This window comes from Kitasatospora sp. NPDC088548, assembly GCF_044753005.1.
GTDB lineage: Bacteria > Actinomycetota > Actinomycetes > Streptomycetales > Streptomycetaceae > Kitasatospora.
In genome coordinates, this window is record NZ_JBIVMI010000012.1 from 91,812 (window position 1) to 105,049 (window position 13,238).

Sequence of the window (13,238 nt, forward strand, 5' to 3'; positions counted from 1 at the left end):
CCTCAGGAGGCCGCCGCCGCTTCCAGCCAGTTGGCGAACTCGCAGGCGAAGTGCCACTGGTGGCCCACCGCGACGCTCTCCGGGGCGGCCTCCGGGAACTCGATGGTGAGCCGGATCCGCAGGCCGTCCGGGGAGTCGGCGAACTCGTGCATGACGCGCAGCACCTCGGAGCCGTCGGCCAGGGTGCCGGTGCCGCCGATCCGTACGGGGTAGTCCTGGTGGCCCGGGCCGGCGATCGGGACGCCGTCGTGGAAGCGGAGGAAGAAGCGGAGCGGTCCGGCGCCGATGGTCTCGATGATCTCCACCCGCTCGCCGGTGGAGTCGGCCAGGTAGTGCTCGGGGTTGGCGGCGAGCAGCGCGGCCCGGTCGGGGGCGTGCAGCCGGCCCTGCCACCAGGTGAGGAAGCGCCGGGCGTCGATGCCGGTGGCGGTCAGCTCGGTGACGGCGGTGCGCCACCGGCCGTCGGAGGCGTGCAGCCAGCCGGCCATCGCGGTGTCGGCGGACGCCAGGTCGGGGGCGAGGAGTTCACGGGTCCGGTCGTCGCCGAGCCGCTGCTTGAGCAGCCGCAGGGCGGCGCGGGCCCGGTCCAGCTCCCAGGCGAGGACGGCGTCCCGGGTGTGCCGGGTGCCGTCGATGTCGGTGCGGAGGGTGAGGGGGGTGGTGGTCGTGCCGGTGGCCGTGGTCGTCATGGCGTCGCTCCTCGATGGCTGCCCGACTATACGGAGAGTTTTTCTCCGGTTCCCTGACGGTAGCATAGGGGGAGAGATTTTCTCCGCTTAGGGAGTGGTGATGAGGGCGGACGCGGAACGAAGCCGGCGCAGGATCCTGGACGCCGCCTGCGAGGTCTTCCTGGAACGCGGCCCGGACGCCCCGCTGGACGCGGTCGTCCGTCGGGCCGGGGTCGGACCCGGCACCCTCTACCGGCGCTTCCCCGACCGCGAGGCGCTGGTCCGGGCGCTGGTCACCGACCTGCTGGCCCGGCTCGCCGGGGCCGCCGAGGAGGCCCGGCGGGCGGAGCCCGACCCGTACCTCGCGCTGCGCCGCTTCGCGCACGCCGCCGCCGACCTGCGGATGGGCGCGGCGATCGTGGTCCTGCTGGAGCGGCTGGTGGTGGACGAGGAGCTGGTCGCCGTGCGCGGCGCGGCCGTCGAGGCGGTGGAGGGCCTGCTGCGGGCCGCCCAGGACGCCGGGCAGCTGCGTGCGGACGTCGGGATGGGCGACCTGGTGCTGCTCTGCGTCCGGGTCTCCCGCCCGCTGCCGGGCGGTCTGGCCGTGCTGGACGCCGACGGCACGCTGGTCCACCGGCACCTGGACCTCGCCCTGGCCGGGCTGTGCGCGGACGGCGCCGGTCCGCTCGGCGCGCCGCTCGGCTTCGACCAGGTGATCGCGGCCGCCGGACGGCCCGGTGAGCCCGGCGCGGCCGGGGTGGCAGAGTGAGCGCCATGAACGACGAGCTGGTGCGGGCCTGGCGGGCGGGCGCGCAGGCGCCGGAGACGGTGCTGCTGGACGGATTCCACGCGCTGAAGCACGCGTTGCGCTTCGGCGGGGACGTCCGGCAGGTGCTGACCGCCGACCGCGCCGGGCTGCTGGCGCTTGCGGCGGAGCTGGCCGGGGACGTGGTGCCCGCGCTGGACGCGCTGGCGGTGGAGCTGCCGGAGCCGGCGCTGCGGACGCTGGTGCCCCGGCCGCACCCGACCGGGGTGATCTCGCTGGCCACCCGGCCGACCGCCGGGGCCAACCGGGCGGCGCTCGCCCGGCACCCCCGGCAGGCGCCCGTCGTGCTGCTGGAGAACCCGCGCAACCTGGGCAACGTCGGCGCGGTGATCCGGCTGGCGGCCGGCTTCGGGGCCGCCGGCGTGGTGACCACCGGCGACCTGGACCCCTGGCACCCCACCGTCGTCCGGGGCAGCGCGGGCCTGCACTTCGCCACCGCCGTCGAGCGGCTGACGCTGCCTGAGCTGCCCGCCGGGCCGCTGTACGTGCTGGACCCGGAGGGCGATGACATCCGGGCGGTGACGTTCCCGGACGACGCGCTGCTGGCCTTCGGCACCGAGCGGCACGGGGTCTCGGAGGAGCTGAAGGCGCGGGCGGACCGGCTGGTCGCGGTGCCGATGCGGCCCGGGGTGTCCAGCTTCAACCTGGCGACCAGTGTGGCGATGGGGCTCTTCCACTGGATGTCCCGCCGGCCTGCCTGAGCGCGACCGCCTGAGCGCGACCGCCCCCCGCCGCGCGGACGGGCGGCGGGGGGGCGGTCCTGGGGTGGGGGCGAACGGGGTCGGCGGTCAGTGATCAGTGGTCAGGAGAAGAGGCGGCGCCAGGTGTCCGGGCCCGGGTAGCCGTCGGCCTCGCTGCCGCGCCAGCCCTGGGCCTCCTGGAAGGCCTGGACGTTGCGCCGGTCGCTCTCCGTCCAGCGCGGGCCGGGCCCCTGGGTGTAGTAGCGGCCGAACCCCTTGCGCACCAGCTGCTCGCCGAGCTGCCGGACGTAGTCGTTGCTGGCGCCGGGGGTGAACTTGTCCCGGCCGGGGAAGGCGGTCGCCCCCGTCCCGGGGTTGACCGGCGGCGGTGGCGGGATCGGGGAACCGCCGTCGATGTCGCGGCCCTTCTGGTTGACCAGGTAGTCCCAGGTGTCCTTGCCCGGGATGCCGTCCGCCTCGCTGCCCCGCCAGCCCTGGGCGAGCTGGAACGCCTCGGTGGCCTTCCGGTCGGCCTCGCCCCAGCGCGGGCCGGGGCCCTCGCTGTAGAACTTCCCGCCGCCGCGCTGCACCAGCAGCTGCCCGAGCCTGGTGACGGACGCGTTGTTGGCGCCCGGGCCGAACGCGCCGGCGCCGGGGAAGGCGGTCGAGGAGGAGCCGTCGTTGCCGTTGCCGCCGGTGGCGAGCCCCTTGTAGCGGTAGGGGACGTACGAGGCGGAGTTGTTCCAGTACGCGTACGGGGTGTCCCGCTTGAGGGTGCTGGGGGAGGTCTGCTCGTAGGCCAGGTAACGGGTCCGGGAGGAGTCCGCCCAGCCGCCGAAGATGGTGACGTGCGAACCGGCCTGCGGGTTGGCCGGGTTGTTGTAGACGAGGATGTCGCCGGGCTGGAGGTCCGCCTTGGTGATCCGCTCGGCGACGTTGGGCAGGGTCCAGGTGGTCTGGCTGCTGCCCAGGCCCCAGGCCATCGAGACGAAGCCGGAGCAGTCCTGGCGGTAGCCGTCCGACCAGTAGCGGCTCATGCTGTACGGGACCTTCTGGTTGACCCAGCTCTGTGCCCGCTCGATGATCTGCGCCCGGGTGACCGGCTGCGTGGTGGCCCGCGGGGCGGCGAAGGCGCGGGCGCCGGGGGCCTGCCCGTACAGGCCGCTGACCTCGCCCTGCGGGGTCTGCGGCGGCTGGGCGGTGCTGCTGCCGCCCGGGGTGGGGGTGGGGGCCGGTGCGGCGACCGCGCCGGTGGCTCCGGCCGCGCCGCCGCCGAGGGCGGTGCCGACCGCGGCCATCAGTACGGCGGCGCGACGACGGACGCTGCGGGCCGCGGCGTGCCCGCCCTCGTGCACCGGGGCGGCGTGCAGCCGGGCGCGACGGCGGGCGCTGCAGCCCCCGCATATGCAGTCCTCGTCGGGTTCGACGTCGTCGAACTCCAGCAACGGGGTCAGTTGGTCGGTACGGGTCATTCTCCGCCTCTTTCCTGGTCAGGCCCTGACGGCGTGACAGGACTGACCTTCCCAGGCTGATACCGCGTGTTATCGGGACTAAAGTCCCAAAGCGGACGAGTGTTCGGCGAGGTGGGTTGAGCCGGGCGGGTGACGGCCGTTCGGCGGGGCGGCTCTGGCGCGGGTGGACGGGAGGTGTTAGGGCGTGTCGGGGCCGGGCGCCCGGAGGGGAGGCCGGGGTCGTGACCCGCCCTCAGAGGGCCCAGAGGACCCAGCCGAGCAGCAGGAGGTTGGCGGTGCCCTGGGCGACGGCGCCGGCCAGGGCCGAACCCGTCCAGGCCCGGCAGATGCCGAGGGCGAGGCCCATGGTGAAGACCGACGGCAGCACCCCGCAGATCACCCGGGTGTCGAACGGGTGGAGGCCGTAGTCGCCGAGGTGCACCAGGGCCCAGGCGGCCGAGGTGGCGGCGATCGCCACGGCCGGACCGCGGGCGTGCTCCACCGCGTGGTAGAGCACACCCCGGTAGCAGACCTCCTCGACCAGCGGGACCAGGACGCCCATGCAGACCACCATGGCGACGCCCGCGACCACCGGCGCGCCCGGTGCCATCTGCCGGAACAGCCCGGGCACCAGGGCCGTCCAGTTGCCGTCGCCCCGGCCGAAGGCGGCCCGGGTGGCGAACACCGTGTCGGCGTAGGCGAGGACCACCAGGCCGGTCCCGGCCGCGGCGGGCCGGAACCGGAACCGGCGCAGGCCCGCCGCCACCCGGTCCGCGCGGTCGAGGACGGCCGGCACCAGGGCGCTCAGGCCCACCGAGAGCACCATCAGCGGGAGCGCGAACGCCCCGGCGATCCGCGCCCCGGCCAGCACCGCGAACAGCAGGGCGGCGGAGGCCGGCGGCGCGGCGCGGTGGTGGGCGCGCAGGCGGTGGACGGTGCGGGCCCGCCCGGTGACGGCGGGCACGGGGCAGCCGGACGCCGTCACCGGACGGTCCGCGGTCATCGCGGGCTCACCTCCGCACGGGCCCGGCGCAGGGTCGGCAGCCACCAGTTGAAGCGGCGGAACAGCAGCAGGGTGGCCGGGACGAAGAGCATCCGGATCAGCGTGGCGTCCAGCAGGACGGCGAGGCCGAGCCCGGCACCGTACTCCTGGAGCATCACCGTGGAGGAGAGCGCCATGGTGCCGAGGCTGCCGGCCATCACCAGGCCGGCCGCGTTGATCACCCGGCCGGTGTCGACCACCGCGCCGATGGTGGCGCTCTCCTGGTCCGCACCGCCGCGGACCAGGTCGCGGACGCGGGTGACCAGGAAGATCTCGTAGTCCATCCCGAGACCCATCATCAGCACGGTGAGGAAGATCGGCAGGTCGTCGATGATCGCCTTGTCGAGCCAGAAGTGGAAGATCAGCACGGTGATGCCGATCGCCCAGACGTTGCTCATCATGATCGTGAGGATCAGCCGGACCGGGATCAGCAGCGACCGCAGGGCGATCACCAGCATCACGAAGACGCCGACCGAGACCAGCCCGATCATCTGCCAGAAACTGGAGTCGAGCGCGTTGCCGTACTGGCGGTCGACCTGGGTGGCGCCGCCGACCTCCAGTGTTCCGACGTCCTTCGCCGCGGCGGTGACGTCCTGGACGCGGTCCACGGCCCGCGCCGCGGCCCCGGAGTACGGCGGGTCGGCGAGCTCGACCACGATCCGCAGGGCGCCGTCGTCGGCCAGGTAGTCCCGCCGCAGCTCCGCGCCCAGGGCGTCGACCTGGTCGGCGGCCAGCGGGGTGCCGAACGGCCTGGTCACCGCGGAGACCCTGGCCACGCCGGGGACGGCGGCGAGCCTGTCGGTGAGCGCCGTGACGGCGGTGCGGCCGGTGTCGGTGAGCCGGTGCTCCGCCGGGTCGACCACCCCCGGGGCCGGCCGGGCCACCACCAGTGTGGGCAGCACGGTCGCGTCGCCCCACGTCCGGGCGACCAGTTCGAAGCCGGTCCGGGAGTCGGTGGCCGGGCTGAGTGCCACCGGGTCGGCGGTCGACCGGTGCTGGGCGGTGACCACCGCGAACGGCACCGTGACGGCGGCGAAGACCAGCACGATCGCCACCTTGCGGCGGCGGGCCAGGTCGGCGGCCCTGGCCAGGTGCCGGCCGAGGGCGCTGCCGTGCTCCAGGTCGCTCAGCGGCCGTAGGCCCAGCGCGAAGAAGCGGTCGCCGAGCAGCGTCAGCAGCGCCGGGGTCAGGGTGAGCGCGGCCAGCAGCACGATCGGGATGCCGATCAGCCCGCCGTAGCCGAGCGGCGGGATCCAGTCCACCGGCGAGAGCAGGGTGGCGCCGAAGGCGAGGACCACCGCGGCGGCGGCGAGCAGCATCGACTCGCCCGCGTGCGCGGTGGCGTGCACCGCGGCCTCCTTGGGCGGCCGCCCGGCCAGCCGCTCCTGCCGGTAGCGCGAGGAGAGCAGCATGCTGTAGTCGACGCCCGCGCCCAGCATCACGAAGTTCATGATGGTGATGGTGAACTGAGTGAGCGTCACCTGATGGCCGAGGGCGAACAGCGCGGCCTGGCTGACGGTCGTCGCCAGCCCGATCGCGGCGACCGTCAGGACGGCGGGCACCACGGCGCGGAAGAACAGCAGCAGCACCACGAAGATGATCGCGTAGGCGACCGTCTCCATCAGCGCGTTGTCGTCCTCCGCCTTCTTGTAGGTGTCCTTGATCAGGGCGAGTTCGCCGGTGACATGGGCGTTGACGTCCGGGCCCGCGCCGGCGGTGCGCAGCGCGTCGGCGACGGCGGCGCGCAGCCAGTCCACATCGGGGTCGTGGCCGGCCTGCTTGGCGAAGCTGACCGAGACCAGCGCCGCGGTGCCGTCCTTGGCGAGGAGGCGGTCGACGGCGTCGGCGGGCACCGGCACCGGAAAGGCGTGCCAGTCGGCGGTGGCCGCGAAGCCGGCCGCCAGACCGGGCAGCGCGGAGTCGTCGGCGGTCACCGCCTGGCGGGCCGGCCCGGCCAGGGCGGCCGGTACCTGACCCACCGACACCAGGGCGTCCACCGCCTGACGGCGGGCCTCGGGGGAGGTGTCGGCACGGGCGGCGGCGAGCTGCTGGTCCACCTGGGTGCGCAGCTGCCGCAGGTACGCGGTGGTGGAGTCCCGGTACAGGGTGTACGCCGAGCTGGACTGGCGCACCTCGCCGGTGCGCACCTTCTCGGCGATCCGGCCGTCCAGTCCGGCCAGCAGGGCGCGGAGTTGGGCGCCGCGGACGTCCGGGGCCCCGATCGCGACGATCGACTCGCGCTGCGAGCGGTCCGGGAAGGACCGCTCGACCAGTTGGTCGGCGCGGGCGCTGCTGGTGCCGGGCACCACCTTGGAGGCGCCCTGTTTGGTCAGGACGTCGTTCAGCTGCGAGGCGAACGGGAAGCAGACCGCGATGAGTACGGCCCAGGCGATGAGCACGGTCTTCGGGCGGGCGGTGAGCACCCGGGCGAGACGCAGCAGACGGTTGCGCATCGCGCCCGGGGTGGTCTCCGGTGCGGCGGGTGTGACGGTCGCGGTCATGCGGTGCCGACTCCCTCGCGGTGTCGCCCGCCCGGGCCGGTGCCGGTGGTGGCGGCGGCCGGGCTGCTGCCGGTGACCACCACGAAGGTGTGCCGAAGCTCCAACGAGCCGTGCCTGGCGACGTGTTCGGCCAGTCCGGCCCGGATGAGGTCCAGCGCGTGCTGCTCGCGGTGGTGGTCGACGGCGTCCTTGAAACCGGCCGCGGCGCCGGAGCGCTGCACCCACTCCAGGGCCGCCTCGGGGGTGTCGGCGGGCAGCACCTGGTGGCCGTCGCGCCGCACGTCGACGGTGAGTCCGGCCTTGGCGAACCAGCGGGCGACGGTGGCGGCGTCCTTGGGCAGGTTGACCCGGACCAGGCCGGTGAGCAGGGACGGGTCGGCGGCGAACACCTTCTCCAGCTGGTCGATCAGGGTCTTGAGCGCGTCGCCGCGGGTCTCGATCACCACCACCCGGCCGCCGGGCCGCAGCACCCGCCTGATCTGTTCCAGCAGCTTCACCGGCTTGCTGTAGCAGATCGCCCAGCCGACCACGACGAGGTCCGCGCCGGAGGTCGGCCGGTTCCGCAGGAACTCCTCCATGTCCCCCTCCTCCAGGGAGACTTCGAGGCCGGGCGAGCGCAGCGCCGCGGGCAGCACCTTGGCCCGGGCGACCGAGAGCATGCCCGGGGACTTGTCCACCGCGTGCACCGAGCCGCGCCCCTCCAGCCGGCGGACGATCTCGTGGGTCAGATGGCCGGTGCCGCAGGCGAGTTCGATGACGTCGTCGCCCGGGCGGATGGTCACGTGGTCGAGTGCGGCGATCGAGTGCACGCCCATCACCGGGCTGAAGTAGGTGTCGTAGCTGGGACTCGCGGCATCGTAGTCGGGGGTCGGGTCCGCGTGGGTGCGGCTCAGGGTCAGACGCAGGGCACGGGCGGCGAGTCCGAGGCGACTCATGGCTGGCTCCTTGGTGGATGGTCGGGTTCGGTCTCCGCGGCCGGTGCCGCGGCGGCGACGAGCAGCAGGCCGGCCACGCCGGCCAGGGTGCCGAGGACGGCCGCGGACGCCGAGGGGGCCGCCGCTGCCGCGGCGGTTCCGGCGACCAGGGCGGCGGCCGTCCCGGCGAGGGCGGGTGCCCGGGGAGCGGTGGTGCGGTGCGGGCCGAGCGCCGTCGCGGCGGTGAGTGCCGCGACGGTGGTGACCACGGCGGCGAGGACGGTGCTGCCCGCGGTGACTGAGGCCGGGAGAGCGCCGCCGAGCAGCAGCAGCCCGGCGGCGGAGGGCCGGTGGGGCGGCCCTCCGAGGAGACCGGTGGCGGAGCGGCCGCGCAGCAGGACGGCCGCCAGGGCGAGCGCGGCCCCGGCCGCCGCGGCCGCGCACCACGGCCAGTCGGGCGGGCGGCCGCCGGCCGGGGACAGCCCCGCGCCGAGGACGGCGCCCGCCGACCCGGCGGCCAGCACCGCGACCGTCGCGGGGCCGGGGGCGGGTTTCACGGCCGGCCGGCGGCCGACTGGGCGAGTTCGGCCAGACCGGCCAACTCGTCGGTGGCGTCGGGCTCGTCGTCGCGCAGGAACATGGCGGACTCGGCGCTCAGCGCGTCCAGCACCTTGTCCAGGTGTTCGGTGGTGTGGGTGGCCATCAGGCTCAGCCGCAGCCGGGGCGAGGCGGCGGGCGGCACCACCGGGTTGGTGTAGACGCCGTTGTCGATCAGCCGCCGCCACAGCAGCAGGGTCTCGATGATGCCTCTGGTCCGTAGCGGGATCACCGGGGTGCTGCTCTCACCCGGGCTGATGCCGAGCGCGGCCAGACCGGCCCGGATGTAGTCGGCGTTCTGCTGGGCGCGTTCGGCCCGCCAGGGTTCGTCGCGCAGGATGCGCAGCGCGGTCAGCGCGGCCGCCGCGCTGGCCGGGGTGGCGGAGGCGCTGAAGATCAGGCTGCGGGCGTGGTGCTTGAGGTAGTGGATGACGTCCTCGTCGCCGAGGACGGCGCCGCCGAGCGAGGCCAGCGACTTGCTGAAGGTCACCGTGATCAGGTCGACCTGGTCGGTGAGGCCGAAGTACGAGCAGGTGCCCCGGCCCTGGTCGAGCACGCCGAGGCCGTGCGCGTCGTCGACGATCAGGCGGGCGCCGCGGCGCCGGCAGACCTCGACGATCTCGGGCAGGGCGCAGAGGTCGCCCTCCATGGAGTAGACGCCGTCGACCACGACCAGCTTTCCGGCCGACTCGGGGACGGCCGCCAGGGCACGGTCCAGGGAGCGGGCGTCGTTGTGCCGGAAGCGGCGGTGCTTGGCGCCGCTGAGCACGCAGCCGTCGACGATGGAGGCGTGCGCGTCGCGGTCGGCGAACACCACGTCGCCCCGGCCGGCCAGGGCGCTGATCGTGCCGAGGTTGGCCTGGTAGCCGGTGGAGAGGACGGCGGCGGCCGGCTTGCCGTAGAACTCGGCCAGCTCGCCCTCCAGTTGATCGTGCAGTGCGAGGTTCCCGTTGAGGAAGCGGGATCCGGTGCAGGAGGGGCCGTACCGGTCGAGCGCGTCGACGGCGGCCTTCCGGACCCGGGGGTCCGCGGTCAGGCCGAGGTAGTTGTTGGAGCCGCACATCACCAGCTCGCGGTCACCCAGGGTGACCGTGGTGCCCTCGTGGCCGGTGAGCGGAAGGAAGTAGGGGTAGATGCCGGCGGCCATGGCGTCGCGGGCCGCGGTGTAGCCGGATACCTTGGAGAAAATGTCCACCAGATTCCCTCAAATTCAATGATCGGTGAATTCGGCGCATCGGGCCGCGCGATTTTGTTCGCGCATTGCACGAAATGGCCGCCCGCTTGACCGTGAACGGACCGACCGGGCGGGGTGGGTCGTGCGGGACGTCGGCCGGGGGTGCGGCAGCGCGCCGTTGCGCGGCTCGCCCGGCCGGGGATGAAGGCGCGGCCGGATCTGGTCGATGGGCCGGCATGGCGGTTGACGCGGCGTGAACGCCAAGCTCTGGTGCGTTCTTGACGGCGTGTCAGTGAGTGCGCGGGGCCGGTTCCGGCCTGCGCGGACATCGTCCGATCCTCATGTCCTGCATGATCCCCCGTGGATGTCGAACAGCGTTCCCCCTGGCGCGGTAGGAATTACCCGGCGCCGCTTCTTCGATCATCGTGCATATGCATCCTGAGGTGGCCGGCCCGCTGGCTCGCAATATCCCGTCGGTTTGGCCGAGGAAACGTAAGCATGTCCCATTCCGGACTGTCAACACCCTTGCCGGGAGGTGGTGTTGCTTTTCCGGTCGGGTTGTGGGGCTCTGCTAGGCTGAGGCCGACCGTCTGGACGGTCTGTAACGCGGAGAGAGGTACGACCGGTGCGTGATCAACTGCTCGACGCCGTCGAGCGGCTGCTGGTGCGGGGAGGCGTCGACGCGGTGCGCCTGGACGCGGTGGCCGTCGAGGCCGGCGTCAGCAAGGGCGGGCTGCTCCATCACTTCCCCAGCAAGCGGGCCCTCGTCCGAGGGGTGGTCGAGCGGCTGGCCGACCGGTTCGAGGCCGTTCTGCCGGGGCCCGGCGCGGCTCCCGGCGCGTACGCGCTCGCCTGGCTGGACGCGACCATCCCCGCGGAGTCCCCGGCCGGGGACACCAGCGGTGCCGACCAGGTGCCGGTGGCCCTGCTGGCGGCGGCCGGCGGCCCCGAGGTGCTCGACCTTCTGCGCGCCCGGTACGAGCGCTGGCAGCGGCGGCTCACCGAGGACGGGCTGGACCCGGCGGTGGCCACGCTCGTCCGGATGGCGGTCGACGGCTGGTGGTCGGCCCGCCTGCTCGACCTCAGCCCACCGCACGACGGCCTGCACCGGCAGTTGCGCGCTCTGCTGGTCGAACTCATCAATGACAGAACCTAGTTGACCTGAACCGACGACGGGGGACTGGACATGACCGCCTATCTGCTGGTCGGCGCGGCCATCGTGGCCGAGGTGACCGCGACACTGGCCCTGCGGGCCTCGCACGGACTGACCAAGGTGCTGCCCAGTGTGGTCGTGGGGATCGGCTATGTGATCGCCTTCGTCCTGCTCGCCCAGGCGCTCAAGTCGCTGAACGTGGGCCCGGTCTACGCCGTCTGGTCGGGGCTCGGCACGGTCGGGGCGCTGGTCGGCGGGGTGGTGGCGTTCGGCGAGCCGGTCAAACCGGCCTCGGTGGCCGGGGCCGCGCTGGTCGTCGCGGGGGTCGCCGTGCTGTACCTCGGCGGAGGGATGAGCCACGAGTGACCGGATGACCGAGGAGACAGCATGAGCGACCTGCCCGTCCGCAGCCGGGTCCTGCGGTTCACCAAGGCGTCGATGATGGTCACCGACGTCGGCTTCCTGGTGTACTGGGCGGCCACGCTGCTGGCGCTGATCCCGGCCGAGTACGCGTACAAGGACTACGACAATCCGGTGCTCAGCGACTGGAACTACTCGTTCGTCCTGCTGGACGTGCTGGCCAGCGTCACCGGGCTGACCGCGCTGCGGCTCGGCCGGCGCGGCCTCGCGGGCCGTGCGCAGCCGCTGATGCTGGTCTCGCTCGCGCTGACCAGCACGGCGGGGCTCCAGGCGGTGGCGTTCTGGGCGTTGCGGGGGGACTACTCGCTCGCGTGGTGGCTGCCGAACCTGTTCCTGCTGCTGTTCCCGGTGCCCGGGATGGTGCACCTCGTGCGGCGGACGGCTGCGGCCGGGCGGTAGCGGCGGGGCCCGGCCGCGACGGGGCGGTGGCGGCCGGGGCGGTGGTGGTGGCAGTGGTGGCAGTGGTGGCGCGGTGCCGACGGCGGGGCTACTCCCACTCCCAGCGGATGCCGATGTGGCCGGGCTGCTGGTCCGGGGCGAGGACATGGGCGCTGGCCGAGGCGCCGATCCAGAGCTGCTCGCGGTGGCGGTCGACGTCCTCGCCCGGGGCGCGGTCGTAGCGCTCGCAGTGGACCGGGACCGCCGCCGGGTCGAAGTGGACCTGGAGGACGTACTCGCGCACCGGGGCCGCGAAGCGGCGGCTGTACTCCATGGTCGGCCCGCCGGGCGGGATCTCCACCTCGTACTCGAACACCGTGCTGTCGCCGAGCCCGAGCGGGCGGTCCAGCATCAGCTCGCCGACCACCAGGCCGGCCTCCGGGCGGCGGCGGACCCGGCCGAGCCGGCCGTGCCGGACCGAGGTGATCTCGGGGCAGCCGGTGGCACCCTCGTCCGCCTTGTGCACGACGAGACAGCGGGCCACCCCACCGACGGTGGCGCGGACCACCTGGCGCAGCCGCAGCAGGTTGGCGCGCCGCTCGGCGTCGACGTAGTACGCGTCGTGGATGCTCAGCCGCTCCAACTCGCCGACCGGCGGGGCGTCGAGCTCGGCGAAGACGTCCGCGATCTGCTGCTCGCCCGGCCAGACGTCCTCCAGTCGCAGCTGGCAGATGGTGGCCGCGGCGGCCCAGCGGCCGCGTGGCCGGGGCGGGCCGAGCAGCGCGGAGAGGGTGCTGTGCGGCAGACCGAGCAGCTCCTCCAGCAGATGGACGGCGCGCAGTGAGCTGGCCCGTTCGGGCTGGCTGCGGCCGCGCCGCCAGTAACTCAGCGTGGTGACACTGACCCTGACACCGCGTTGGGCCAGCGCCGCCCTGATCCGGTCCAGACTGAGGCCGCTGGCCTCGATCGCCAGATGCAGGGTGTCGGCGAAGCCCCCGGCGGGGGCGGGCCGACCGCTGCCGCCCGGGCCGGGCGGTGCCGCCGCGGGCGTGGACGGGTCGGGACGCCGTCCGGCCGGTTTGAGTCGTGCCGCGTCCCCGGGGTGCTGTGAGCCCATACGGTTACCTTCCCCACCAAGCGAGTTCGGCGGGAGCGCTCCGGCGCCGGAGCGCGCCGTCAGCGGCTTCACCGAGCTGTGGGGAACCCTATGCACGGTCGAGAGGCTACGTCATCAGCCGGACGTATGACAGTGGTCACGGCAGGTGGACCGCAGGGTTATCGATCTTGAAACGGTGCGGAAACACATCGGCGGGGGGGGGCGGGGGGGGCCGCCCCCCCCCGGGGGGGGGGGGGGTTGGGGGGGTGGGGGGGGGGGGGGGGGGGGGGAGACCAAAGGGGGGTTTTTGGAGGCGGGCGCCCTGGCGGGGGGAGGGT

Annotated in this window: 13 protein-coding genes; 5 read left to right on the top strand and 8 right to left on the bottom strand. The window is 74.0% G+C overall.

Annotation, left to right across the window (positions count from 1 at the left end; genetic code table 11):
• Positions 1-2 precede the first annotated feature (2 nt).
• Entirely contained in the window at positions 3-689 is a 687-nt protein-coding gene (locus ACIP82_RS17470) for a hypothetical protein (RefSeq protein ID WP_363613719.1), read from the bottom strand.
• A gap of 100 nt (positions 690-789) precedes the next feature.
• Here ACIP82_RS17470 and ACIP82_RS17475 point away from each other — a divergent pair, with 100 nt between their 5' ends.
• Both ACIP82_RS17475 and ACIP82_RS17480 read left to right on the top strand, forming a co-directional pair.
• Complete coding sequence (locus ACIP82_RS17475; protein ID WP_363613721.1) at positions 790-1,437, top strand: helix-turn-helix domain-containing protein; 648 nt, start codon at positions 790-792, stop codon at positions 1,435-1,437.
• A 5-nt stretch (positions 1,438-1,442) separates the two neighbouring features.
• Entirely contained in the window at positions 1,443-2,195 is a 753-nt protein-coding gene (locus tag ACIP82_RS17480; RefSeq protein ID WP_400654122.1) for a TrmH family RNA methyltransferase, read from the top strand.
• Positions 2,196-2,296: 101 nt separating this feature from the next.
• Here ACIP82_RS17480 and ACIP82_RS17485 read toward each other — a convergent pair whose 3' ends face one another.
• The 6 genes from ACIP82_RS17485 to ACIP82_RS17510 form a co-directional block, all read right to left on the bottom strand.
• Positions 2,297-3,646, bottom strand: a complete 1,350-nt coding sequence (locus tag ACIP82_RS17485) for a peptidoglycan-binding protein (protein ID WP_400654124.1) — start codon at positions 3,644-3,646, stop codon at positions 2,297-2,299.
• A gap of 232 nt (positions 3,647-3,878) precedes the next feature.
• Positions 3,879-4,628, bottom strand: coding sequence for a type II CAAX prenyl endopeptidase Rce1 family protein (locus tag ACIP82_RS17490; RefSeq protein WP_400654126.1), 750 nt, complete (start codon positions 4,626-4,628; stop codon positions 3,879-3,881).
• Positions 4,625-7,168: an MMPL family transporter gene (locus ACIP82_RS17495; RefSeq protein WP_363613729.1), complete on the bottom strand. Its 2,544-nt coding sequence runs from the start codon at positions 7,166-7,168 to the stop codon at positions 4,625-4,627. Before ACIP82_RS17495 ends, ACIP82_RS17490 begins: the two co-directional genes overlap by 4 nt.
• On the bottom strand, positions 7,165-8,103 hold the full coding sequence (locus tag ACIP82_RS17500; RefSeq protein WP_363613731.1) for a methyltransferase domain-containing protein: 939 nt from the start codon (positions 8,101-8,103) through the stop codon (positions 7,165-7,167). Before ACIP82_RS17500 ends, ACIP82_RS17495 begins: the two co-directional genes overlap by 4 nt.
• A complete protein-coding gene (locus ACIP82_RS17505) occupies positions 8,100-8,639 on the bottom strand; it encodes a hypothetical protein (protein WP_400654129.1) in 540 nt (179 codons plus the stop codon). The genes ACIP82_RS17500 and ACIP82_RS17505 overlap by 4 nt, the downstream gene beginning before the upstream one ends.
• Positions 8,636-9,874: an aminotransferase class I/II-fold pyridoxal phosphate-dependent enzyme gene (locus tag ACIP82_RS17510; protein WP_363613735.1), complete on the bottom strand. Its 1,239-nt coding sequence runs from the start codon at positions 9,872-9,874 to the stop codon at positions 8,636-8,638. The genes ACIP82_RS17505 and ACIP82_RS17510 overlap by 4 nt, the downstream gene beginning before the upstream one ends.
• A 604-nt stretch (positions 9,875-10,478) precedes the next feature.
• On the opposite strand from ACIP82_RS17510, the gene ACIP82_RS17515 reads away from it, so the two are divergent.
• From ACIP82_RS17515 to ACIP82_RS17525, 3 genes are read left to right on the top strand one after another with little or no spacing between them, the layout of a single operon-like run.
• On the top strand, positions 10,479-11,009 hold the full coding sequence (locus tag ACIP82_RS17515) for a TetR/AcrR family transcriptional regulator (RefSeq protein WP_363613737.1): 531 nt from the start codon (positions 10,479-10,481) through the stop codon (positions 11,007-11,009).
• Between the two features lie 30 nt (positions 11,010-11,039).
• The gene (locus tag ACIP82_RS17520; protein WP_363613739.1) at positions 11,040-11,372 is read left to right on the top strand and encodes a multidrug efflux SMR transporter; all 333 of its coding nucleotides are present in this window, start codon (positions 11,040-11,042) and stop codon (positions 11,370-11,372) included.
• A 21-nt stretch (positions 11,373-11,393) separates the two neighbouring features.
• Positions 11,394-11,825 carry a DUF5360 family protein gene (locus tag ACIP82_RS17525; RefSeq protein WP_363613741.1) on the top strand — a complete coding sequence of 144 codons (432 nt, stop codon included), beginning with the start codon at positions 11,394-11,396 and terminating at the stop codon, positions 11,823-11,825.
• Between the two features lie 88 nt (positions 11,826-11,913).
• Here ACIP82_RS17525 and ACIP82_RS17530 read toward each other — a convergent pair whose 3' ends face one another.
• Positions 11,914-12,921, bottom strand: a complete 1,008-nt coding sequence (locus tag ACIP82_RS17530) for a hypothetical protein (RefSeq protein WP_363613743.1) — start codon at positions 12,919-12,921, stop codon at positions 11,914-11,916.
• Positions 12,922-13,238 lie beyond the last annotated feature (317 nt).

Bases quoted from the DNA above. Each gene is read 5' to 3' on its own strand.
- ACIP82_RS17525 (WP_363613741.1), top strand. From the start codon at position 11,394: ATGAGCGACCTGCCCGTCCGCAGCCGGGTCCTGCGGTTCACCAAGGCG.
- ACIP82_RS17470 (WP_363613719.1), bottom strand. From the start codon at position 689: ATGACGACCACGGCCACCGGCACGACCACCACCCCCCTCACCCTCCGC.
- ACIP82_RS17475 (WP_363613721.1), top strand. From the start codon at position 790: ATGAGGGCGGACGCGGAACGAAGCCGGCGCAGGATCCTGGACGCCGCC.
- ACIP82_RS17480 (WP_400654122.1), top strand. From the start codon at position 1,443: ATGAACGACGAGCTGGTGCGGGCCTGGCGGGCGGGCGCGCAGGCGCCG.
- ACIP82_RS17530 (WP_363613743.1), bottom strand. From the start codon at position 12,921: ATGGGCTCACAGCACCCCGGGGACGCGGCACGACTCAAACCGGCCGGA.
- ACIP82_RS17485 (WP_400654124.1), bottom strand. From the start codon at position 3,646: ATGACCCGTACCGACCAACTGACCCCGTTGCTGGAGTTCGACGACGTC.
- ACIP82_RS17490 (WP_400654126.1), bottom strand. From the start codon at position 4,628: ATGACCGCGGACCGTCCGGTGACGGCGTCCGGCTGCCCCGTGCCCGCC.
- ACIP82_RS17495 (WP_363613729.1), bottom strand. From the start codon at position 7,168: ATGACCGCGACCGTCACACCCGCCGCACCGGAGACCACCCCGGGCGCG.
- ACIP82_RS17520 (WP_363613739.1), top strand. From the start codon at position 11,040: ATGACCGCCTATCTGCTGGTCGGCGCGGCCATCGTGGCCGAGGTGACC.
- ACIP82_RS17500 (WP_363613731.1), bottom strand. From the start codon at position 8,103: ATGAGTCGCCTCGGACTCGCCGCCCGTGCCCTGCGTCTGACCCTGAGC.